The organism is Pseudomonas sp. S2_H10, assembly GCF_054668285.1.
In genome coordinates, this window is the sequence record NZ_CP162754.1 from 1,703,761 (window position 1) to 1,726,653 (window position 22,893).

The window sequence follows — 22,893 nt, forward strand, 5'->3', positions numbered from 1 at the left end:
CAATTACTATAAAAAACAGAACTATCCAGAACATGGCCGGCGTGGTGCTGTACTTGGCAGCTATACCACTCGGGGTTTCGTTGAGTGCGGATGGTAGGTTCCTGTCCTGATTCCGAGTCCGAGAAAAAAGGCAGTCCATTGACTGCCGCAAGGGCCAGATTCTGTTTTCTACGCCGGGTATGTGACAACTCCGCGCGCTCTGCCTATCCTGCAAGGCAGTCTTTACCCCCCTCACGCCACTCCCATTCACGGACCGAAAATGGCGACGCCAGCGGATGAACCCAACAGCGCCATCAACGAGCAAGGCAGCCGCGCGAAGCTGTCCAGGCCCTTGCCCATCGACCTGCGAGGGCTGATTCTTTTCTTCGTCCTGCTGTCGGTCCTGGCGACGCTGTGCAACAGCCTCTACGTCGCCTACCGGGTGCAGCGCCAGTCGCTGATCCATACGACGCTTGAGGCCAACGCCGCCTACGCAGCCAAGGTCGCCTCCAGCATCGGTGAGTTTCTCAACTCGGCGCACAGTCGTCTGAACTACAGCGCCAATACGCTCGGCCAGCACTGGAACGACCCCGAAGTGCTGCGCAAGGAAGCCATTCGCCTGCAAGCACAGGACTCCGATTTCAACTCCATTGCCATCATGGATGCAGCCGGCAAAGTGCTGCAGGCCTATCCCGACACCGCGCAGATTGTCGGCGCCACGTTGACTTCGCAAGGTGTCCAGCAGCTACTCAAGGAGCGCCGTCCATCGGTCAGCGCGGCCTATACCTCCATGGCGGGCAACCTGGTGGTGTTCATTTCACAGCCGGTTTTCAACGCTTCGGGGGAATTCCTCGGGGTCGTCGGCGGCTCTGTCTACCTGCTCAAGCAAAGTGCCTTTCATACGGTCATCAGCCGGCATTTTCATCGCGAAGGGACCTTTGCTTTCGTCGCCGACGGCAATCGTCGGCTGCTGTATCACCCGGACCAGAAGCGCATCGGTGAAGTCCTGGGCTGGAGCCTGACGGTCGATGCGGCCTTGCGCGGCGAACATGGCTCCCTGGAAGGCCCGAACTACAAAGGTGTTCCCATGCTCGCCGGATTTGCCCAGGTACCGGATTCCAACTGGGCGGTCGTCGTGCAACAACCCAGGGACCGCAGCCTCGCCCCGCTGGGCCAACTCATGCGCGACATGGTGCTGGGCATGATTCCCGCCGGGCTGTTGGGGCTCGGGCTGATTCTGGCGGGTACGGCATTGATCGCCCGCCCGCTGCGCCAGTTATCGGCCGCCGCCGACCAGTTGGCCGCGCCGCAAACGACGCAGCAACTGCAGCAGATCCATGCCTGGTACCGCGATGCGTCGGCCATTCGCCAGGCCATGCTGACCGGCGTGCAGTTGCTCCAGCAAAAGCTCGGGCAGCTCAGCCATCAAGCGCAAAGCGATCCCCTCACCGGCCTGGCCAATCGAAGGGCCATGGGCGGCGTTCTCGAACTGCTGGAAAAAACCGGGCAAGCGTATTCGGTGCTGGCGCTGGATATCGATCACTTCAAAAAGGTCAACGACACCTTCGGCCATGACGCCGGTGACGTGGCACTGAAAACGGTCGCCGACATCCTCAAGCAGAACTCGCGGACCGGCGACCTCGCCTGCCGCTCCGGTGGTGAAGAGTTTGCGCTGATCCTGCCGGACACGCCGCTGGATACCGCCAGGACCATCGCCGAACGGATACGCGAACACATCGAGAAGACCGAGGTGCCGCAGGTTGGCCGGCTGACCATGTCCATCGGCGCGGCTTGCTGGGACGCAGACACCCCGACGCCCGAAAGCGTGCTCAAACGCGCCGATGAGCGTCTCTACCTTGCCAAACAGAGCGGGCGTAACCGCGTGATGGCCTAGGCCCTGCGCGAATCCTGGCGACTCAAGCCACTAGGGTTTGGGCTGTTTTTCATCGTCCATCGAGCCGCTTGAGGTCGCGGCGTCCTTTTCCATCTCATGGGATTCGGCGCCAGAGTTTGAACCCGAGGCTTCCTCGCCCTTTTTGTCGGCCTTCTCGTTTTTGGGTTCATCGCCCCGAGGCTGGTTGATACCGGGAATGGCAGCCGGTGGTGCGGCTGAGCCCGCCATCGCGTTCTCGGTGACCAGTGCAAAAGACGAAGCCGTCGACAGCAGGCCCGCAGCCATGAGCGCGAGCATTTTTCTGTTGATCATTGGAGTCATCCCGGTGAGGTATAAAACCTTGGAAGACCCGGCATCGGCAAAGGTGCAGACGTGCTGACGAACGGCAAAGGTCGGGGTCAGAGATCTGCCTTGTTGTCGTGCGCGGCGGCCCGCAGTTGCTCGGTGTCGACGCGAACGAAAACCGAGTCGCCGACAGCGGTCAGCACATCCCCGGCGAAGACCTCGCAGATGACCCGGCTCTTGCGCCCGACCTCACCTTCGACCTTCGCCCGCAATGTCAGCAGAACGCCCATCGGCGTAGGCTTGATGAACTTGATGCCGAGGTTGCCGGTGACGCAGGTGATGTGCGGCAAGCTGCCCACTTCACGTTGTTCCGCGCGGTAGTGATAAGCCATCGCCGCCCAGTTGGAATGACAATCGACCAGCATCGCGATCAAACCGCCGTAGACCAGGTCCGGCCAGCCGCAAAACTGTTCGTCCGGCAAATGCTGCGCCATGACATGCACGCCGTCTTCATGCCAGAAGCTCTTGATGTGCAGCCCGTGTGGGTTCTGGCTGCCGCAGCCATAACAAACGCCTTCTGGCGCGGCGATGTCTTGAAGCGAAATGTCCTGCGTGCTCATAGCCTGTTCATCCTTAATGCCGGGTGATTGAAAGCGGACCGGGTCGCCCCGGTCCGCTGCGCCTGATCAATATTGGCAGAAGCGAATCCGGTTGCCGAACGGGTCGTAGACTTGCAATTCCTTGCCCCAGCCCTGCTGAACAATATCCGGGCGTCCGTAGCCGTAACGCTTGCCCTGCAATTCGTCCCTGAGCAGTTCGATGTTGTGCATCGGCACGAACACCGTCGCTCCCGGGCTGGCATCGCCATGATGTTCGGAAAGGTGCAGTTGCAGCCCGTCGCGGCTGATGCCCAGGTACAACGGCAGGTCAGCCTCGAAACGGTGCTCGAACTCGACGCTGAACCCGAGGAAATCCAGGTAGAACTCGCGCGCCTTGGCTTCGTCGAAACTGCGCAGGATGGGGATCGGTTTATCGAAGGTAATGCTCGGCACTGGCGGGGTGTTGGCCTCGGCCAGCAACGCCGATGCGGTGTTCCAGTCCTTGTAGCCCAGTTGCTGCGCGACCAGTTCCAGCGCGGTGGAATGGCTCACCGCCTGATTGCGCTCCTCCAGCGAGGCGCGCAACTGTTTGGCCATTTGCTTGGCTTGCTCGATTGAAAACATGGCTACTCCTGTGGCCGAGATGCTCTGGTGCTCGCATTGCCAAACCTCGACCGTCAAGAGAGGCGATTGGGTTCGCATGAAAAGGCGATGCTTTCACCTTTCCCAACGGGAGCGAGCGGCGGGCAGCATCGGGCCGGGGTCGATGATACATAGCCGATACGGGATGCGGAAGATGGCTCGGCAGAACCCTGCCCGAGGCCTGAGGACTATTCCCTCAGACGTGAAAGTTGCTGAAGCACAAATGCCCCGACGGTCACTGCGCTGGCTGCCCATGCGCAAGCCACCTGCCAATGCCTGAGCGGACCGAACGTATCGCCCATCAGGAAACCGCTCGAAAGCACAAACAGAAACAACGCAATGGCCACCAGGACAACGCGTGGAATCGCCATCAGCCATCGCCACCAGGCACCGGGTTCAAAGCGCCGCGTGCCCCAACGAGTCAACGCTGTCAGCCCCGCCAGCAATGGCGCGGCAATTACCAGCAGGATCGGAATGATAACGAGCGCCAGCGTGGGTTCCACTTCGCCGCCGTCCTCGCCGGGCGTGTAGAAGCTTTCCATCCAGATATCCTTGCACAGGGCGAAAGTGAGATAAATGACGGCGACAGGGGCGATGGGGAATATCAGGCAACTGATGAGGTTTTTTAGGGCTTTCACTGGTTTGGAGATCACTTGATCTTGTAGGAGCTGGCTTGTCGGGTCGCCGCATCGCAGCGATGGTCGTTAACGATAACGCGTGTGAACTGGATAAACGCGGTGCACTTGAATCCATCGCCGGCAAGTCGGCTCCTACAGGCATTGCGTTATCGGTGTTTCCCGGAATTGCGTGAAAACCTTTTTTGATGCCGCCAATTAACGGGCAGTTTTTTCGTACTTCGCAGTGCTTTGCCTCTGGCAAGGCACTTGATCGGTGACTTCGTATTGGCTATGTGATCTCAACCAATGACTTCATATGCGTCGCATGTTCAGCGTGTATCGGCTGGAACCCGCAGCGAAGGTAAAAGGCAGCGCCCTCGGGCGTGTCCGTGGACAGTCGCACAACGCGAAAATGCCCAGACGCCAGTTCCAGTAGCTGCTGCACCAGCGCTTTGCCCACATTCCGACCCCTTGATGCAGGGGCGACGTACACCCGCCGTAATCTTCCTACGCCCGGTTCGGAAAATGGATCGGATGAAAGACCTCCAACGGCTATCAGCCGTCCGTTGCGAAACACCCCCAAAAGGCACTCACCTTGCTGATCGAATCGATTGGCGCCGCTTTCCCATTCCGCAATCAACCGGGTGAGGAACCTGAAGCCTTCTGCAACGGCCTGCTCTTCCAGCTCGCGGATTTGCGGTGCGAGCCCGGAGATTTTACATATCACCCATTCGTCCATTGATATTGCTCTTTGACTCGATGAGGGCTCGCATATCTTCCATCATCCGATTATGCGGGACATTCGGGCGCGGGTCGTCAATCGAAGCTTGCACCTTGGCGCGGAACCAACGGTCATGGCTGGCGACTTGCTCTTCGGTCTCCAGACCGGAAACGATGGGGGAAAGTTCGGCGTTCATTTTGGCCTCCAGAGCCGCTGTCGTCATTGGCAATGATGAATGTCATTGGATTAACCGACCATTGCGTCGCGTCAGATCGTAAGGGCTGTACGTCCGAGGGCCAACCGCAAACTTTCGTAGGACTCTTCCTGCCGACTCCGAGGAGTTCAACGCTCTTTGACAAGGTAAAACAGCAGGTTAAAGACCACTCGATAGTGCTTGTTTAAGCGGCCTACAGGTTACTTCGTGAAAGCCACAACGCCTTGCGTCGTTGCCTACAGGTACGCCAGAATCCGCCGGCTTGTGCGCCTTGGGGGGTGTCGGTAACTTGAGTCCGTCACTGATTATCAGTGATCGGGTTTAGTAGCCCGATGAGGTTGAACGGTTGCACAAGTTTCATCCAGTCGGACATTCGTCTGCACTTGATGGTGGCTGTGTGCATGGCGCCCTCGGGCGCGCCGGTTCGCTTCCTCACCGGTCTACTAACTTGCGCACAGCCGCCACCCTTTCGTTTAGTAGCGAGATGGTTGTGGGCTCCCTACTAGAGGAAGATTTTTATGTTCAAGGTTACTCCAAATCCGCCGGACTCCGACCCGGGCCCCAACATCATGGCCACCCCGCGCACACCGAGCTCCATGTTCATCGTCAATCCCGAACTCAGTACCGAAACCCTGCTGGTGCACGCCTGCGAATCGCTGGCGTCGGCCAATGTCATGGCCAACGATCTGGTGGATCATCTGCAGGGGACGAGTCGCAATGCACTGTTGGGGATTGCGCAGGTGATCATGCTGGGGGAACTGGCGGTGAATCGGGCGCTGGATCGGCTTGATCCGCCCTGACCACAATTTCCAGATCACTGGAAAACCTGTGGGAGCGAGCTTGCTCGCTCCCACAGGGGGGCAGTCAGGCCAGACTCTCGCTGATCTGCGCCGCCAGTTGCACCAGCATCCCCGGCACTTCCTGGACCATCTCGCCCATGCGCGCAAAGTCGTGGGTCATGCCGGCCTTTACCTCCAGCACCAAGGGTTGCCCCGCGGCGCGAAGTTTCTCGGCCCAGGCCAGGCCTTCATCGAGCAACGGATCGTACTCGGCCAGCCACAGCACCGTCGGCGTCAGCCGTTGCACGCTTTCGGCGTACAGCGGTGAAAAACGCCAGTCGGCACGGTCCGCTTCGCTGCGCTGGTATTGCTGGTAGAACCATTCCAGCGTGGTGGCTTCGAGCAGATAGCCTTCGGCGAAGCGCGCAAGAGACGGACGTTTTTTGACCGCGTCGATCACCGGGTACAGCAACACTTGCAGGCGCGGTACCAGCGGCCATCCCAACGGGTTCCGGGCAATGGCGATGCACAACGATGCCACCAGGCTGCCGCCGACGCTGTCCCCGGCCAGCGCAATACGCTTCGCGTCCAGCCCCAATGCCTGGGCACCGGTAGTTGCCAGCCAGCGCGTCACGTCTTCGGCATCGTTGTAAGCGGTCGGAAAACGATGTTCCGGCGCCAGGCGATAGTCCGCCGACAACACGGCAAACTCCCCTGCCAGCGCCAGGCGCTGGCACAGGGTGTCGTGGGAGTCGAGGCTGCCGACCACGTAACCGCCGCCATGGAAATACAACAACACCGGGCGCGACTCGCTGTCCGGTTGCGCTTTGGTGTACAGCCGCGCGTTGAGCAAATGCCCGTCCCGCGCAGGAATGCTGACCGCCGTCACCGTCAACGCGCCCGTCGGGGCCGCATCGAGCAATTGTGAGGTCTGTTCGAATTGCTGTCGCGCGTCCCGAGGGCTCAGCTCATGCATGGGTTGGCTTTTGCCGCTGAGGCGGCCGAACTCGGCCAGCTCCAGAAAACCTTCGATGTCCGGGTGCAGTGCCATGGGCGGTAGTCTCCAAAAAATAAAAAGCTCGCCCAATAAACGAACCGGGAGGGGCGTTCATTAGGGCGAGCCTGTTAAACCAAGAACTTCACAGACTGGAGCGAACTCCTGTGGCGAGCCCCCTCGCCACAATTTATCGGCTTAGAACTCTGGCACCATCTCCAGACCCAGCGCAGCCACCACCGCACTCAGACACTCATCCCGCTGCAGAATATCGAAGTGCCCCGCCGTCACCACCTGCACCTTGCGCAACCGTGGCTGCTGGCGCTCCAGGGTCGCGCGTTCGGCCGTCGGGTTGCCATCGGCCCACCAGCAATGCAGCCCGGCTTGTGGGATCGGCAAGGTTTCGACCTGCCGCGACAGCGCCTTCAAGCGCGTGCTGACCATGAACGTGTGAGCCAGCTCATCGGCACCGAGCAGCGCATAGCCGCTGGCCTGATCGCTTTGGCCGTCGATCACCGCGCGAATGATCCGCGCGACGGCGTCAAAGTCCCCCGCCGACTCGCTGCTCAACGCCCGGGCAATCACCTCGCCATCCATGCCCAACGCGGCACCGAGGAACTCGGCCAGATCCACATGCCACTCATCCGCGCTGGCGACAGCATTGGCCTGGGTCGGCACGAAGCTGTCCACCAGACCGACGAACGCCACACGCTGGCCCTGCTGTTCGAACAAGTCACTGACCAGCAACGCCAACGCTCCGCCCAACGACCAGCCCAGCACGTGGTACGGTCCCTGGGGCTGCCGGGCGCGGATCGCCTCGACGTAGTCGGCGGCCATCTGCGCCAGCGAGGTGTCGTGCCACTGGCGGTCGAGCAGCATCCGGCATTGCACGCCGTACACCGTGCGCTCGCCATCCAGGCGCCGGGCCAGCGGTTCATAGTCGAACACCGTGCCGAAACCGGCGTGCAGGCAGAACAGCGGCGGCTGATCGCCTACCACCTGATTGAGCAACAACAGCGGTTGCGGACTCTGGCGCACGGGTTGCTCATCGACACCGGACAACCCGGCGATCGTCGGCTTGGCCATCATGTCGCGCAGCTTGAGCTGGAAGCCCGGCTCGTTCAGGGCACGGACTTTCGAGATCACCTTGAGGGTGCGCAACGAATCACCGCCCAACTCGAAGAAGTTGTCGGTGATGCCGACCTTCTCGATGCCCAACACCTGTTGCCAGATATCCGCCAGCGCCCATTCCAGCGGCGTGCGCGGTGCCACGTAGTCGCGGCCGGTGAAGGCCGGATCCGGCAAGGCCTTGCGGTCGAGCTTGCCGTTGGGGGTCAACGGGAAGCGCGGCAACACCACGACCTGCGTCGGCACCATGTAGTCGGGCAGGCTCTCGCGCAATGCCACCTGGCAACGCGGACCGAGGCCATCGTCTTGCGCCGCCACCACATAACCCACCAGTTGCGGCCCCTGGCCGTTGTCGCGCACCACCACCAGTGCATCGTTGATCCCGGCCTGCTCGCGCAGGCGGGCTTCGATTTCGCCCAGTTCGATGCGGAAGCCGCGCACCTTGACCTGATGGTCGATGCGCCCGACGTAGTCGAACACGCCATCCTCGCGACGGCGCACCAGGTCACCGGTGCGATACAGGCGCCCGCCTTCGCTGCTGAACGGATCGGCGACGAAGCGCTCGGCGCTCTGCCACGGGTGACGATGGTATCCGCGCGCGACACCGCGCCCGCCGATGTACAGCTCACCGACCATGCCCACCGGCAGCGGGTTGAGGTCCATGTCCAGCACGTGCAGGCTGCGAGTGCCGACGCGTTGGCCAATCGGCGCGTACATCGCCTGGCAGTGGCCGTCGGCGGCGATTTTCCACAGCAGCGGCGTGACCACTGTTTCCGTAGGGCCGTAGCCGTTGACCAGGTATTGCGGCTTGAGGGTGTGCTTGACCCTTTCGAAGGTGGCGTCCGGCACCGCATCGCCACCGAAGCAGTAGATGCGCACCGGCGGCGGATCCCCCCCTGCAACTCGGCGTGTTCGGCCAATTGCAGCAGGTACGCCGGCGGGAAGCACGCGACGCTGATGCGCTGGCGATGCAGCACCGCCAGGGTCTGTTCGGCGGTCCACAAGCTGTTGTCACGAATGACCAGGGTCGAGCCGCTGATCAGCGCGGTGATCCAGCGTTCATGGGCACCGTCAAAGGCGAACGACATGAAGTGCAGTTCGCGATTGTCCGGGTCCATCTCGTACAGCTCGGCGATGGCTTGCACGTGCATGCTCAACGGCCCGTGGGCCACGGCGACGCTTTTCGGTTTGCCGGTGGAGCCCGAGGTGTAGATCAGGTACGCCAGTTGCTCGGCATGCACGGAACACGAAGGCAGCGTCACCTCGACATCGAGGTTCAAGCGGTCCACCGCGACCATCGCCGTGCCCGGATTGAGCTGCGCCGAATCGCGCAGACGCTCCTGGGTCAGCAGCAGGCGCATGTCGCTGTCGGCCATCATGTAGCGCAGGCGTTCCTGCGGGTATTGCGGGTCCAGCGGCACGTAGGCGGCACCGCACTTCATCACCGCCAATAGCGACACCACCAGCTCCAGCGAACGCTCCATGAACACGCCGATCACGTCTTCGGCTTGCACGCCCTGCTCCAGCAGATGCACCGCCAGGGCATCGGAACGCCGGTCCAGTTCGGCGTAGCTCAATTGTTCGGCGTCACGCTCGGCATAGCTCAGGACCAGCGCCGTGTGATCAGGTTGCAGGCGCGCTCGCTGACGGATCAGCTCGTGCACCGGGGTCTCGTCGCCGTCCGCCACCACCGGCAGTTCGCCGTCCAGCGCCCGGCCTTCGTCCAGGGTCAGCAAGCCCAACTCACCGACGGCACGTCCGGCGTCGTCGCACAGGCGCTGCATCAGGCTTTCCATGTGGCTGCGCAGGACCTCGACGGTCGCCAGATCGAACTGGTCGCGCTGGTGCATGTATTCGATGCGCAGCCCTTCGTCGAGGCTGACCATCAGGTCCATGGCGAAGCTGGTCAGGCCGAAGTCGGAAACGTCCTCGAAGCGCAGCGAGTCGCCGTTCCACTCGCGCAGGGTGCGGTCCACCGGCTGGTTTTCGAAGACGATGATGCTGTCGAACAACGCCTGCCCGCCCTGCCCGGCCCAACGCTGGATGTCGCTCAGCGGGGTTTGCTGGAAGTCACGGATGTCGAGGTTGTAGGCCTGGATGTCCCGCAGCCAGTCACCGACGCTGACCTCGGTCGGCACGCTGTTGACCACCGGCAAGGTGTTGATGAACAGGCCGAGCATGTTCTCCGAGCCGTTGAGGGTTTCCGGACGCCCGGACACCGTGGCACCGAACGTTACCGTGCGCTGGCCGGTGTAGCGTTGCAGCAGCAACAGCCACGCGGCTTGCACCAGGGTGTTGAGGGTCACTTGCTGCTGTTGGGCAAAAGCCTGCAACCGCCCGGTCTGCCCGGCACTCAGGTGCGTATAGATCGCGTGGTAACCCGCCTGCGGCGCCTTGACCGGCAAGGCGCGGGCCAGATGGGTGGCGCCTTCGAGGCTGGCGAGCTTGCCTTTCCAGAACGCCTCGCTGGCTTCGGCGACTTGCTGGCCGAGCCAGTCGATGTAGTCGCGATAGGCGGCCACCGGCTCGTGCTCGTCGCCACTGTAATGGCGCAGCACTTCGCCGATCAGGCGCGACACGCTCCAGCCGTCCATGAGGATGTGGTGGTAGGTCCAGATCAGGCGATAGCGGTCGTCTTCCAGGCGTACCAGCAACAGGCGCAACAAAGGGGCGCGGTTCAGCGAGAAGCCGCGTTCGCGCTCCTCCAGAGCCAGTTGGCGGACGCGCTCTGGCTGATCATCCAGCCCGCGCCAGTCCAGTTCGGTCAGCAGCGAAGGTGCGTCACGCAGCACCACTTGCAGCGGTTCCTTGTCGCCTTCCCAGAGGAACGCCGTGCGCAGAATCGCGTGACGCCGGGCGGCATCGGCCCAGGCTTCACGGAAACGCGGACCATCAACGCCGCGCACGCCCACTTCGATCTGGTTGACGTACAGCCCCGAATCGCCGTCCTGCACCGAGTGGAACAGCATGCCCTGCTGCATCGGCGACAGCGGATAGACGTCCTCGACTTCGTCCGCCGCCAATTCCAGCGTCTGATATTGTGCTTCGCTCAGTTCGATTTTCGCCGCCATTGCAGCGACCGTCGGCACGGCTTCATCCGCCGCGACCGGTTGGGCCACCGTGGCCAGTTCGGCCAGGGTCGGATGGCTGAACACATGCTTGGGCGAAATGCTCAAGCCGGCCTTGCGTGTACGGCTGACGGCCTGGATCGAGACGATGGAATCGCCGCCCAGTTCAAAGAAGTTGTCGTGCATGCCCACTTGCGGCACTTCGAACAACGCCTGCCACACCGCTTGCAATGTCGACTCCACGGCATTGCGCGGCGCCACGTACTCGCGCACCTGCTGGTCCGGTTGTGGCAGCGCGCGGCGGTCGAGTTTGCCGTTGGGCGTGACCGGCAACTGATCGAGCAGCAGCACATGGCTTGGCTGCATGTGCTCGGGCAGTGCGTTGCGCAGGTGTTGTTTGAGTGGCTCAAGGTCGGCATCACCGATGACGTAGGCCACCAGTTGCTTGGACTTGCCGACATCGAGGGCGATCACCACCGCTTCGCGCACCGACGGATGTTCCAGCAGGCAGGCTTCGATTTCCCCCAGCTCGATGCGCAGGCCGCGGATCTTCACTTGATGGTCGATGCGCCCGACGTATTCGATCACGCCGTCCTCGCGGTAGCGCGCCAGGTCGCCGGTGCGGTACAGGCGCTCGCCCCGCTCACCGAACGGGCTGGCAACGAAGCGCTCGGCCGTCAGCTCCGGACGATTGTGATAACCGCGAGCCAGGCCGATGCCGCCCAGGTACAGCTCACCGACGCAACCCTGCACCTGCGGTTGCAGGCTGTCGTCGAGGATATAGGTGACCAGGTTGGCGATCGGATAACCGATCGGCACGCTGACGGCGCCGTCGTCGATGCAGGTCCAGTGGGTCACGTCGATGGCCGCTTCGGTCGGGCCGTACAGGTTGTACAGGCCAACGTTCGGCAGCACGCGGAACAGGCTGTGCTGCAAGTCCGCCGACAAGGCTTCGCCGCTGCACATGATCTGCCGCAGGCTGGCGCAACGCTCGAAGCCTTCGCCCTGGACAAACGCCTGCAACATCGACGGCACGAAATGCAGGGTGCTGACCCGGTACTGCTCGATCAGGCTGACCAGTTGCGCCGGATCGCGATGGGCGCCCGGTGCGGCCACGGCCAGGCGTGCGCCGGTCATCAATGGCCAGAAGAACTCCCAGACCGACACGTCGAAACTGAACGGGGTTTTCTGCAACACGGTGTCGCGCCCGTCCAGCGGATAGGCGCCCTGCATCCACGCCAGGCGGTTGTACAAGGCCTCATGGTGGTTGGCCGCGCCCTTGGGTTTGCCGGTGGAGCCGGAGGTGTAGATCATGTAGGCCAGCGATTGCGGCCCGACTACGCAGGGCAGGTTTTCGTCGCTCAGGCCGTCCAGCAGTCCGCCCATGTCGTCAAGGCAGATCGCCGTGGTGACGGGCGGAATCGGCAGTTGCCCAAGCAGATGACGCTGGGTCAGCAGCAGGTGCACACCGCTGTCGTCGAACATGTGTTCCAGGCGTTCACGCGGGTAGTCCGGGTCGAGCGGCACGTAGGCGCCACCGGCCTTCATGATCGCCAGCAGGCCGATCACCAGTTCCAGCGAGCGCTCGGCGGCGATGCCCACCAGCACTTCGGCGCCCACGCCCTGGCTGCGCAGGTAGTGCGCCAGGCGGTTGGCCTGTTGGTCGAGCTGGCGATAGCTGAGGGTCTGGCCGGCAAACACCAGGGCCGGGGCCTCCGGGGTTTGCAGTGCCTGGGCTTCGAAGCACTGGTAGACCGGGCGCACATCCGCCCAGCTCTGCGCGGTGCGGTTGAAGCCCTCGACCTGCCGAGCGGTTTGCGCGGCATCGAGCAGGTTCAAGCGGCCCAATGGCTGTTGCGGCGCGCCGACCATGGCATCGAGCAGCGCCAGCAGACGTGCGCTCAATCCGGCGATGGCCTCGGCGCTGAACAGCGCCGTGTCGTAGTTGAAGCGCAGGTCCAGGCATTCGCCCAGTTCGGCGGCGATGGCCAGGGGGAAACTGGTTTGGTCGTGGTGACTGATGCCGGAGAACTTCAGCGCGCTGGTATTGCCCTCCTCCAGCGCTTGCGCCACCGGGTAGTTTTCGAACACCAGCAGGGTGTCGAACAGCGCCTCGCCGGAGTGACCGGCCCAGCGCTGCACATCCGCCAGCGGTGTGTATTCGACTTCGCGCAGCTTGAGATTGAGCGCCTGGACTTCATCGATCCATTGGCTGACCGTGCGCTCGGGGTGCGGCGTGGCGATCACCGGCAAGGTGTTGATGAACAGGCCGATCTGCTGCTCGATGCCTTGCAGTTCGCTCGGACGCCCCGACACGGTGGCGCCGAACGCCACGGTCGACTGGCCGGTGTAGCGTTGCAATATCAGCAGCCATGCCGCTTGCAGCAGGGTGTTGGGCGTCACGCGGGCCTGACGGGCAAACCCGCTCAGGCGCTCGGTGGCTGCGCGGTCGAGGCTCAGGTGCAAGGTGCGATGACCGCCGCCCTGCCCGGCAACCGGCGCCGGCAAGGCACCGGCCAGACGGGTCGGCTCGGCGAACGAGTGCAATTGCTCCAGCCAGAACGCCTCGCAGGCGGCACGGTCGCGCGTGCCCAGCCAGCTCATGTAGTCGCGATAGCGGCCAACACCGGGCGCCGGCGTGACGCCCGCGTAGCGTTGCAGCACTTCGCCGAACAACTGCGAGGTGCTCCAGCCGTCCAGCAGGATGTGGTGGTTGGTGAAGATCAGGTGATGGCTGTCATCGGCGGTCTGCACCAGGGTCAGGCGCAGCAACGGCGCCGCCGCCAGGTCGAAACCGCGCAGGCGGTCGTCCTCGGCCAGGCGCTCAAGCGCCTGCGGCAGATCAGGCCGGTCGCGCCAGTCGAGCAGGCTCATCGGCAGCCTGGCGTCGGCCAGGATCACTTGCAGCGGACGCGAACCGTTGCTTTCGCTGAAGAACGCTGCGCGCAGCACTTCATGGCGCGCCAGCGTCTGCTGCCAGGCATTGCCGAACGCCTCGACGTCCAGCCCCTGCACGTCCACGCGCATCTGCGGCACGTAGGCACCGGCATCCGGGGCGAACAGGCTGTGGAACAACATGCCCTGTTGCATCGGCGACAGCGGCAGGATGTCCTGGATCTGGCTGGCCGCGAGCGGCAAGGCATCCAGTTGCGCCTGATCGACGTGCACCAGCGGCACGTCGCTCGGGGTCAGGCCGCCGGCACCGCCCAGGCAATGCTCGATCAGCCGTTGCAGTTCCAGGGCGTAGGCATCGGCCAGCTGCTGCACGGTTTGCGCTTTGAACACTTCACCGCTGAAGGTCCAGCTCAGGCGCAATTGCCCGGCGTAGACCTGGCCGTTGATGCTCAAACCTCGGTCCAGTTCGGCAGACGCACCCTGTTCGGCACCGCCGCTTTCCTTCGCCGGACGCCATGGCGCCTGCTCATCGAAGCTGGCGTCGAACTGGCCCATGTAGTTGAAGGTGATTTGCGGTGACGGCAGGTCCTCAAGGCCGGCATTGGCCAGATAACGCAGGATGCCGAAACCGATGCCTTTGTCAGGCACCGCACGCAGCTGTTCCTTGACCGCCTTGATGCTGTCGGCCAGGCCGCCGGCCGGGTTGAGCTTGACCGGGAAAATCGAGGTGAACCAGCCCAGGGTGCGGGTCAGGTCGATGTCATCGAACAGGTCTTCGCGGCCGTGGCCTTCCAGTTTGACCAGCGTCGAAGCCTGACCGGTCCACTGGCCCAGCACACGCGCCAACGCCGTCAGCAACAGGTCGTTGACCTGGGTGCGGTACGCCGCCGGGGCGTCTTGCAGCAGTTGGCGGGTGAAGGTGCTGTCGAGCACGGTTTGCACGCTCACGGCATGCTGGCTGGCCAGGCTGCCTTGCGGGTTATCGGCAGGCAGCTGCACCGCCACGTCGTGGAATTGCGCTTGCCAGTAAGCGGCTTGCTGCGCCAGCTCCGGGCTTTGCGCATGGCGTTGTAAACGTGCAGCCCAGGCTTGATAGGCGCTGGTTTTGGCCGGCAAACGCAACGGTTCGGCCTGACGTGCCTGAGCGTAAGCGGCTTGCAGGTCTTCGAGCAGCAGACGCCAGGACACGCCGTCCACCGCCAGGTGATGCACCACCAGCAGCAGGCGCTGGCCTGCCGTGCCCATGTCCACCAGCAAGGCTCGCAGCAACGGGCCGTCCTGCAAATTCAGGCTGGCCTGTGCGGCGTTGCACAGCGTCAGCAGTTCATCGGCGTCTGCCGCCTGACGCTGCCACAGCACTTCGGCGCTGCTCCATTGCTCAGCTTGCGCTTGCCGCCACACGCTATCGACCTGATGCCAGCGCAAACGCAGGGCATCGTGGTGCTCCAACAAGGCCGCCAGCGCTTGCTGCAGGCAGCCGCTGTCGAGCGGCTCGCGCAGTTCCAGCAATACCGACTGGTTCCAGTGATGACGAGCGTCGATCCGTTGTTCGAAGAACCAATGCTGGATCGGTGTCAGCAACACCTCGCCGCGCACCGGTCCCTGATCGATGACCAGCCCGGCGCTGCGCACCGCCACCTTCGCCAGGCTCTGCACGGTCTGGTGCTGGAACAGGTCACGCGGGGTGATGCGGATCCCGGCCTGGCGCGCACGGCTGACCACCTGGATCGAGATGATCGAGTCGCCGCCCAGTTCGAAGAAGTTGTCGTCGATGCCCACGCGCTCGAGCTTGAGCACGTCTTGCCAGATCGCCGCCAACTCGCTTTGCAGCTCATCGATGGGCGCCGTGTAAGCCTGCTGCGCCAGAGCTGCGTCGGGCTTGGGCAGCGCGTTGCGGTCAAGCTTGCCGTTGCTGGTCAGCGGCCAGTGCTCGAGCTTGATCAAGTGCGCCGGCACCATGTAGTCCGGCAAACCGGCCTGCAAGTGTTCGCGCAGGGACTGGCGCAAATCCTTGTCGTCGCCGCTGGCCGTGAACCATGCGACCAGTTGCTGGCTGCCGTTGACCTGCGGCGCCAGCACCAGTGCCTGCTCGATGGCCGGATGGCTTTGCAGGCGATCCTGGATTTCTCCCAGCTCGATGCGGAAACCGCGGATCTTCACCTGATGGTCGATGCGCCCGGCGTACTCGATGCTGCCATCGGCGCAGTAACGCGCCAGGTCGCCGGTGCGGTACAGGCGTGCGCCCGGCTCGGCGGCGAACAGGTCCGGGACAAAGCGCGTGGCGGTCAGGTCGGCGCGCTGGTGATAACCACGGGCCAGGCCGGCACCGCCGACGTACAGCTCACCGACGCAGCCCTTGGCCACCGGGTTCAGGCGCGGGTCGAGCACGTACCAGCGCAGGTCGGCGATCGGTTCGCCCAGCGGCGAGCTGTTGGCGCCATCGAGGTCGGCGCGCGACAGCGGGCGATAAGTCACGTGCACCGTGGTTTCGGTGATGCCGTACATGTTGATCAGCCGCGGTTGCTCGTCATCAAAGGCGTCGTACCACGGCCGCAGGCTGGCCACGTCCAGCGCCTCGCCGCCGAACACCACGCAGCGCAGGGCCATGCCTTGCGCGTTGGCGCAGGCGAACGGCATCAACTGGCGGAAGGCCGAGGGGGTCTGGTTGAGTACCGTGACACCTTCCTCACGCAGCAAGCGGGCGAAGACTTCCGGGGAGCGGCTGACCGCGTGCGGCACCACCACCAGCTTGCCGCCGTAGAACAGCGCGCCAAAGATTTCCCATACGGAAAAGTCGAAGGCATAGGAGTGGAACAGGCTCCACACATCGTCCGCATTGAAACCGAACCAGTGTTCGGTGGCGCTGAACAGTCGGGTCAGGTTGCTGTGGGGCAGCAGCGTCCCCTTGGGTTTGCCGGTGGAACCGGAGGTGTAGATGACGTAGGCCAGGTTCGCTGGCGCGGTCAGGTTCGCCAGGTTATCGGCGCTGGCCTCATCGAGCCAGTCGCTGGCGTGATCGAGGCAGATCACCTCAATGCCTTCGTGCAACGGCAGGCGCGGCATCAGTGCCGAATCGGTCAGCAACAGGCGCGTGCCGCTGTCGGCGAGCATGTAGGCCAGGCGATCCTGCGGGTAGTCCGGGTCCAGCGGCACGTAGGCGCCACCGGCCTTGAGGATCGCCAGCAGGCTGACGATCATCTCCGGCGAACGCTCCAGGGCGATGCCCACCAGCACGTCCGGGCCGACGCCGCGCTCGCGCAGGCGATGGGCGATGCGGTTGGCGCGGCGGTTCAGTTCGGCGTAAGTGAGGGTGATGGCGCCGCAGGTCACGGCGATGTTGTGCGGGTGCGCGGCGGCTTGGGCTTCGATCAGTTGATGGGCGCACAACGCGTTCGCCTGATCGTTGTTCGATACCGCGCGGCGGTTCCAGTCGAGCAATGTGACCTGCTGCTCGCAGGCGTCGAGCATGGACAGATCCGCCAGGGCAACCGTGCTGTCGGCGCAGATCGCCTGCAACAGGTTCAGCCAGTGCCGGCCGAGGCGCTCGATGGTCGCGGCGTCGAACAATTCGGTGGCATACACGAACGAGGCATGGATGCCATCGTCACTTTCGACGGTGTCGAGCATCAGGTCGAACTTGGTGGTTTTCTCGTCCCAGATCAGCGGTTCGACGCTCAGGCCCGGCAAGTCCCAGCGTTGCGCACCGTTGCTGTCGCGCTGGTGGTTGAACATCACCTGGAACAGTGGCGTGTGGCTCAGGCTGCGTTCGACGCCCAGGCCATCGACCAGTTGCTCGAACGGCAGGTCCTGATGGGCCTGTGCGCCGAGCGCCGCGGCCTTGATCTCGGCGAGCAATTGCACAAACGGCTGGTCGGCCCGGGGCTGGCTGCGCAGCACCTGGGTGTTGACGAAAAAGCCCAGCAGGTTTTCCACATCCTGGCGGGTGCGGTTGGCAATCGGCACGCCGACGCGAATGTCCTGCTCGCCGCTGTAGCGGTGCAACAGCGTCTGCAAGGCCGCCATCAGCAGCATGAACAGGGTGCAACCTTCGCGGCGGGCCAGCTCGCGCAGGTGAGTGGTCAACGCGGCAGGTATCTCCAGCTCGACGCTGGCGCCCTGCTGGCTCGGGATCGCCGGGCGACGACGGTCGGTCGGCAGGTTCAGCGGCGGGTGCTGGTTGCCCAACTGGCCGCGCCAGTAATCAAGCTGACGCTCGGCCTCGCCGGCCTCCAGCCACAGGCGCTGCCAGCGGGCGAAGTCGGCGTATTGAATGCCCAACGGCGGTAGCTGCGTGGCCTGCCCGGCACTGAGCTGTGCATACAACTGCGTAAACTCTTGCAGCAGGATCGGCAGCGAACCGCCATCGGTGACGATGTGATGGAAGGTCAGCACCAGCACATGTTGCCGGGCATCGAGGCGGATCAGGCGGCAACGCATCAACGGGCCGTGCTGCAGGTCGAACGGCTGCTCGGCGTTGAGGGCGATCTGGCGTTGCAGCTCGATGTTGTCGGCGGCAGTGGCCTCGACCAGCGGGGTGTCCATTTGCGGGTGGATGCGCTGCAGCACTTGCTGTTCGTCGAAGACGAACGTGGTGCGCAACACCTCATGCCGCTGCACCAGTGCCGCCAGGGTTTGCGCCAGTGCGTCGCGGTTCAGCTCGCCGGTCAGGCGGAAGGCACCGGTCAGGTTGTAGGCGGTGGCCTGGGGCTGCATCTGCCAGAGGAACCACAAGCGCTGCTGCGCGTAGGACGCCGGCAGCGTGTCGACGGCGCGGTCCCGTGGCGGGATCGGCAGCAGTTCCAGGGTCAGCCCCTGGGCGTGCATCTTTTCTTGCAGCGCGCGCCGGGCGTCTGCGCTCAAGCCGCAGAAACGCTGGGCCAGGGTCATCATTCTGTCCGGTGCAGCACTCATCGCGCGTGTTCCTCATCCACTTCGTCGAACAACGCTTCGAGGGCGTCTACATCGTTTTCCTGGTGTTCGCTTTGCTGGCGGAATTGCTCGATTTCCGCCGCCAGGCGCTCCAGGGTGTCGCCGTCGAAAAACAGCTTGAGCGGGATCGCCAGGTTCAACTCTTCCTGGATCCGTGCACGAATGCGCGTGGCCAGCAGCGAGTGTCCGCCGAGTTCGAAGAAGCTGTCGTGCACGCCGACACGCTCTACGTGCAGCGCTTTGGCCCAGATCGCCGCCAGGTTTTTTTCGAGGTCGTTGCGCGGCGCGACGAAGGCGCTGCGGCGCACATCGAGATCGAGCAAGGCCTGGCGATTGAGCTTGCCGTTGGGCATCAGCGGGAAACGCTCCAGCACCTGCAAGCGCGCCGGCTGCATGTGCTCGGGCAGCGCCTCGGCCAGGTGGCTGCGCAACTCGTTGAGGCGGATGTCGGCGGTGTCGGCCGGGGACACCACAAAGCCCAGCAGTTGCGGACCGGTCGGGGTTTCCCGGGCAATCACGGCAGCGTCTTCGATGCCCGGCGCGTTGCGCATGGCCGACTCGATTTCGCCCAGCTCGATGCGGAAACCACGGATTTTCACCTGGTGATCGACCCGCCCCAGATACTCGAGCACGCCATCGGCGCGATAGCGCCCCAGGTCGCCGGTGCGGTACAGGCGCTGACCCGGCGCCTTGGCGAACAGGTCGGGAACAAAGCGTTCGGCCGTCAGCGGGCCACGCTGCAGATAACCCCGGGCAATGCCGGCACCGCCGACATACAACTCGCCTTCGACGCCCACGGCCAGCGGTTGCAGGTCCGGGCCGAGTACGTGGATGCGCATGCCGGCAATCGGCTGGCCGATCGGGATGCTGTAATCGTCCTGGTCAAGCGGCAGTTCCCAGGCCGAGCACCACACGGTGCCTTCGGTCGGGCCGTATTCGTTGACCAGCGTCACCCCCGGCAGCGCTTCGCGATGTCGCTGCACCAGGGCATGGCTGCAGGCTTCGCCGGCCACGATGACGCAGGCCAGGGCCTGTTGGTCGAGATGCTCGAGAATCTGCGCGTGGTACGACGGCAGCGTCAGGTAGTGGGAAATCTCTTCGCGCTGAATCAACTCGGCCAGTCTGGCCGGATCCTTGTAGCTGTCTTCGTCCGGCAGGCACAGGGTCGCGCCCTGCCCCAGCGCCCAGAAAACCCCGGCCACCGAGCTGTCGAAGGAGAACGACGAGAGCATCAGGAACCCGCGCAGCGGCTGGCGATAAAACGCAGTACGCGCCAGGGTCGAGGCCACGGCGTTGGCATGACTGATCATCACGCCCTTGGGTTTGCCGGTGGACCCGGAGGTGTAGATGACGTAGGCCAGGTTGGCGCTGTCGCCCTGAGGCGCAGGTTCGGTTGGCGCGGCGGACCAGACTTCGGCCCCCGGCATCAGGGAAACCACACGCTCACTGTGCAACGCGTCCGGCAGCGGCTGGCAGGCCAATACCTGGCGCGCGCCAGTGTCGGCGAGCATGAACGCCAGGCGCTCGATCGGGTAGTTCGGGTCCAGCGGCAAGTACGCAGCGCCGGCCTTGAGCGTGCCCAACAACGCAATGACCATTTCCAGAGAACGTTGACCGTAGACCGCAACGATTTCATCCGCCGCCACCGCTTGGGCGCGCAAGGTATTGGCCACCTGGTTGGAGCGCGCATCCAGCTCGGCATAGGTCAGGCGCTGGCCGTTGACGCTCAGGGCGATGCGTTGCGGATGCAGGCGCGCCTGTTCGCTGAACAATTCGTGCAGGAACCGGCACGGCAAAACCTGCCCGGTGGCGTTCGGATTGAAGCCTTCGATCAGGCGGGTCCGTTGCGCGGCGCTGAGCAGATCAGCCTGAGCCAGGGTCAGTTCGGGCGACGCCAACAGTTGGCGACTGAACTCGGCGAACTGCTGCAGCCACTCGGCCAGCATCGATTCGGGCAGCGCACCGTCCAGACACGACAGCTGCAACTGATTGCCCAGCACCCGCAGGCGCAGGACTTCGGGGTTGCCGTCGTCGACCTCGATAGCGGCCTCCTCGCCAGCCTGATGGACGAAGCCGTAACGCAGCGGCGCGGTACCTTCGGCGCTCAGTCCGAATTCGTTTAGGCAATCAAGCCACGACAGCGACTGTTCGACGCTGGCGGCAAAGCTTGCCAAGGCTTGCGCCAGAGTCTGCTGGCCGCGGTATTCGAAGGCCACCGGCAAACGCCGGGCGAAACGCCCGAGGGTGGCGGCGGTCTGCTCGTTGCGACCGTCCACCTGCCAGCCCATCAGGCCTTTTTCCTGTTGGCCGATGCGCGCCACGAAGGCGCTCCACAGCAGCAACGCGACTTGCTGCGCCTCGACGTTCGACTCATCAGCCAGCCGTTGCACCCCGGCGTACCAGGTGGCATCGGTGAGCGTGGCCTGACGGCGAGCCAGGGACACTTCCACGGCTTTTTCGAACGGCAAGCGATGGGCCACGGCGAACTGCTGTTGCAGGTTGCGCCAGAACGCGGCGCCCTGCTGGCCGATGTCTTCTTCGCGCAGTTCTTCCTGCCAGGCGCTGTAGTCCAGGTATTGCAGCGCGTCCTCGTCTTCGACCAGGGCTTCACCGCGCAACAGACTGGCAAGCTCGGCCGCGAGCACCCGCAGCGAAGCCTCGTCGAAGCTGCACGCCGGGGTCAGCAGGGTGATGAAACACTGCCCTGCCTGGTCTTCAACCTGCGCCACCACCAGCGCCTTGCTCGAATCTTCAACCATGACTTCACGGCTGCGGCTCAAGGCCTCGGCCAGCGAAGGCTGGATGCCCAGCAACGTGACCGGCAATGCATCGCACAGGCTTTGCACCGGCCACTTCATGCCTGGCAAGCGGCGGTAGACCGTGCGCAGGGTTTCATGACGCTGGCCCAGTGTCTCCAGCGCCGTGCGCAACGCCTGGGCCTCCACCGGCCTGGCGACCGGCAATGTCAGCGCGGCGAACAGTGGCCGGGCGTCCAGTTCCTGGACCCGCAAATAAAAGGCCTGCTGGGCCGAAGTCTGGAATACGTCTACCGAAGGTTCGAGGGCGGTGGTGTTCATGTCGGGTGTCCTTATTCCTGATCCAGGTCGGCGCTTTTCTGCGCGATGGCCATGGCCGTGAGGATTTTTCTGTAGCCGGTGAATTCGTTGCGCGCATGCACGCTGAGGATGTTGTCGAGCAGGACCACGTCGCCCTTCTCCCAGGCGAACTCGACCATCACCTCGCGGTAGATGCCTTGCAGGTGGCGAATCACATCGTCGGGAATCGGCGAGCCGTCGCCGAAGAAGGTGTTCTGCGGCAGGTCTTGCGGGCCGAACTCACGCAGCAGGTTGTCGCGGATGCTGTCCGGCAGGGTCAGCGCATTGAAGAAGGTGCCGTGGTTGAACCAGATGCGCTCGCCGCTCAGCGGATGACGCACGATGGCCGGGCCGTTCTGCCGGGTACGCAGGCGGTTGCCGGGTTTCCACTCGGCCTGGATGCCGATTTTCGCGCAGTAGGCTTCGACCTCGGCACGGTCCTCGCTCTGGAACACGGTCTGCCATGGCAGGCCCATGCCGTCGCCGTAGTTGCGCACGTACATGATGCGTTTGCGGGCAAACTCTTCGCGCACCTGCGGGTCGATCCGCGCGAGGATCTGGCGGGTGTCGCCGAACGGCGTTTCGCCGCCGGTGGTCGACGGGGTGTCGCAGTAGAAGTACAGGTGACGCGGGAACACCGGCGAGTACGAGTGTTCGTTGTGCGGGAAGATTTTCTCCGGCGCCGGGTAATCGGTGGAGCTGTAGATCTTGAACTGACCGGTGATCTGGGTGCGTGGCGAGGCGCGGAACAGGTACTCCAGCGCACCGCCGGAAATCGCATCGACACAGCGGTTGAACTCGCCGATGTCGGCCACCTGGAAGCCACGGAACAGGATCACCGCGTGTTCCAGCAGCTTGCTTTCGATCAGCGCGCGGTTCTGGCTGGCCCATTCCACCAGGCTCACGCCGGACACGGCCGGGCGGCACACCAGTGGCATGCTGTGGCCTTCGAACATCGGCGCAAAACTCACCAGCCGCGTCGGATCGGTGGACAGGCTTTTGCGGGCACCACGACCCATCTTGGGAATGGACTTGGTCGTTGAAACGGTCATAA

The 22,893-nt window shown here is 63.7% G+C and carries 12 protein-coding genes and 1 pseudogene; 2 read left to right on the forward strand and 11 right to left on the reverse strand.

Annotation, left to right across the window (positions count from 1 at the left end; genetic code table 11):
- Positions 1 to 259: 259 nt before the first annotated feature.
- Positions 260 to 1,873 (forward strand): sensor domain-containing diguanylate cyclase, encoded by a 1,614-nt coding sequence (locus AB4O16_RS07510; protein ID WP_460157427.1) that lies wholly within the window; start codon positions 260 to 262, stop codon positions 1,871 to 1,873.
- Between the two features lie 30 nt (positions 1,874 to 1,903).
- On the opposite strand, the gene AB4O16_RS07515 is transcribed toward AB4O16_RS07510, so the two are convergent.
- The 6 genes from AB4O16_RS07515 to relB form a co-directional block, all read right to left on the reverse strand.
- A complete protein-coding gene (locus tag AB4O16_RS07515) occupies positions 1,904 to 2,182 on the reverse strand; it encodes a hypothetical protein (RefSeq protein WP_160387755.1) in 279 nt (92 codons plus the stop codon).
- 89 nt (positions 2,183 to 2,271) lie between these two features.
- Positions 2,272 to 2,778, reverse strand: coding sequence for a PaaI family thioesterase (locus AB4O16_RS07520; RefSeq protein ID WP_460157428.1), 507 nt, complete (start codon positions 2,776 to 2,778; stop codon positions 2,272 to 2,274).
- Positions 2,779 to 2,844: 66 nt separating this feature from the next.
- Positions 2,845 to 3,381, reverse strand: coding sequence for a glyoxalase superfamily protein (locus tag AB4O16_RS07525; protein ID WP_160387734.1), 537 nt, complete (start codon positions 3,379 to 3,381; stop codon positions 2,845 to 2,847).
- Positions 3,382 to 3,587: 206 nt separating this feature from the next.
- Complete coding sequence (locus AB4O16_RS07530; protein ID WP_460157429.1) at positions 3,588 to 4,037, reverse strand: hypothetical protein; 450 nt, start codon at positions 4,035 to 4,037, stop codon at positions 3,588 to 3,590.
- Positions 4,038 to 4,305: 268 nt separating this feature from the next.
- Entirely contained in the window at positions 4,306 to 4,755 is a 450-nt protein-coding gene (locus AB4O16_RS07535; RefSeq protein ID WP_160387738.1) for a GNAT family N-acetyltransferase, read from the reverse strand.
- On the reverse strand, positions 4,733 to 4,933 hold the full coding sequence (gene relB, locus AB4O16_RS07540; protein ID WP_110663123.1) for a type II toxin-antitoxin system RelB family antitoxin: 201 nt from the start codon (positions 4,931 to 4,933) through the stop codon (positions 4,733 to 4,735). The genes AB4O16_RS07535 and relB overlap by 23 nt, the downstream gene beginning before the upstream one ends.
- A gap of 536 nt (positions 4,934 to 5,469) precedes the next feature.
- On the opposite strand from relB, the gene AB4O16_RS07545 reads away from it, so the two are divergent.
- Positions 5,470 to 5,751 carry a DUF6124 family protein gene (locus AB4O16_RS07545; protein WP_460157430.1) on the forward strand — a complete coding sequence of 94 codons (282 nt, stop codon included), beginning with the start codon at positions 5,470 to 5,472 and terminating at the stop codon, positions 5,749 to 5,751.
- A gap of 64 nt (positions 5,752 to 5,815) precedes the next feature.
- Here AB4O16_RS07545 and AB4O16_RS07550 read toward each other — a convergent pair whose 3' ends face one another.
- The 5 genes and pseudogenes from AB4O16_RS07550 to AB4O16_RS07570 form a co-directional block, all read right to left on the reverse strand.
- Positions 5,816 to 6,781, reverse strand: a complete 966-nt coding sequence (locus tag AB4O16_RS07550) for an alpha/beta hydrolase (protein ID WP_460157431.1) — start codon at positions 6,779 to 6,781, stop codon at positions 5,816 to 5,818.
- 141 nt (positions 6,782 to 6,922) lie between these two features.
- The gene (locus AB4O16_RS07555; RefSeq protein ID WP_460158040.1) at positions 6,923 to 8,353 is read right to left on the reverse strand and encodes an alpha/beta fold hydrolase; all 1,431 of its coding nucleotides are present in this window, start codon (positions 8,351 to 8,353) and stop codon (positions 6,923 to 6,925) included.
- A 144-nt stretch (positions 8,354 to 8,497) separates the two neighbouring features.
- A pseudogene (locus tag AB4O16_RS07560) lies at positions 8,498 to 18,726 on the reverse strand (amino acid adenylation domain-containing protein); the annotation flags it as partial.
- Entirely contained in the window at positions 18,723 to 21,821 is a 3,099-nt protein-coding gene (locus tag AB4O16_RS07565; protein WP_460157432.1) for a non-ribosomal peptide synthetase, read from the reverse strand. The gene AB4O16_RS07565 and the pseudogene AB4O16_RS07560, both read right to left, overlap by 4 nt.
- A gap of 11 nt (positions 21,822 to 21,832) precedes the next feature.
- Positions 21,833 to 22,891, reverse strand: coding sequence for a TauD/TfdA family dioxygenase (locus AB4O16_RS07570; protein ID WP_160387748.1), 1,059 nt, complete (start codon positions 22,889 to 22,891; stop codon positions 21,833 to 21,835).
- Between the last annotated feature and the right edge of the window lie 2 nt (positions 22,892 to 22,893).

Bases quoted from the DNA above. Each gene is read 5' to 3' on its own strand.
- AB4O16_RS07545 (WP_460157430.1), top strand. From the start codon at position 5,470: ATGTTCAAGGTTACTCCAAATCCGCCGGACTCCGACCCGGGCCCCAAC.
- AB4O16_RS07565 (WP_460157432.1), bottom strand. From the start codon at position 21,821: ATGAACACCACCGCCCTCGAACCTTCGGTAGACGTATTCCAGACTTCG.
- relB (WP_110663123.1), bottom strand. From the start codon at position 4,933: ATGAACGCCGAACTTTCCCCCATCGTTTCCGGTCTGGAGACCGAAGAG.
- AB4O16_RS07510 (WP_460157427.1), top strand. From the start codon at position 260: ATGGCGACGCCAGCGGATGAACCCAACAGCGCCATCAACGAGCAAGGC.
- AB4O16_RS07550 (WP_460157431.1), bottom strand. From the start codon at position 6,781: ATGGCACTGCACCCGGACATCGAAGGTTTTCTGGAGCTGGCCGAGTTC.
- AB4O16_RS07520 (WP_460157428.1), bottom strand. From the start codon at position 2,778: ATGAGCACGCAGGACATTTCGCTTCAAGACATCGCCGCGCCAGAAGGC.
- AB4O16_RS07535 (WP_160387738.1), bottom strand. From the start codon at position 4,755: ATGGACGAATGGGTGATATGTAAAATCTCCGGGCTCGCACCGCAAATC.
- AB4O16_RS07570 (WP_160387748.1), bottom strand. From the start codon at position 22,891: ATGACCGTTTCAACGACCAAGTCCATTCCCAAGATGGGTCGTGGTGCC.
- AB4O16_RS07525 (WP_160387734.1), bottom strand. From the start codon at position 3,381: ATGTTTTCAATCGAGCAAGCCAAGCAAATGGCCAAACAGTTGCGCGCC.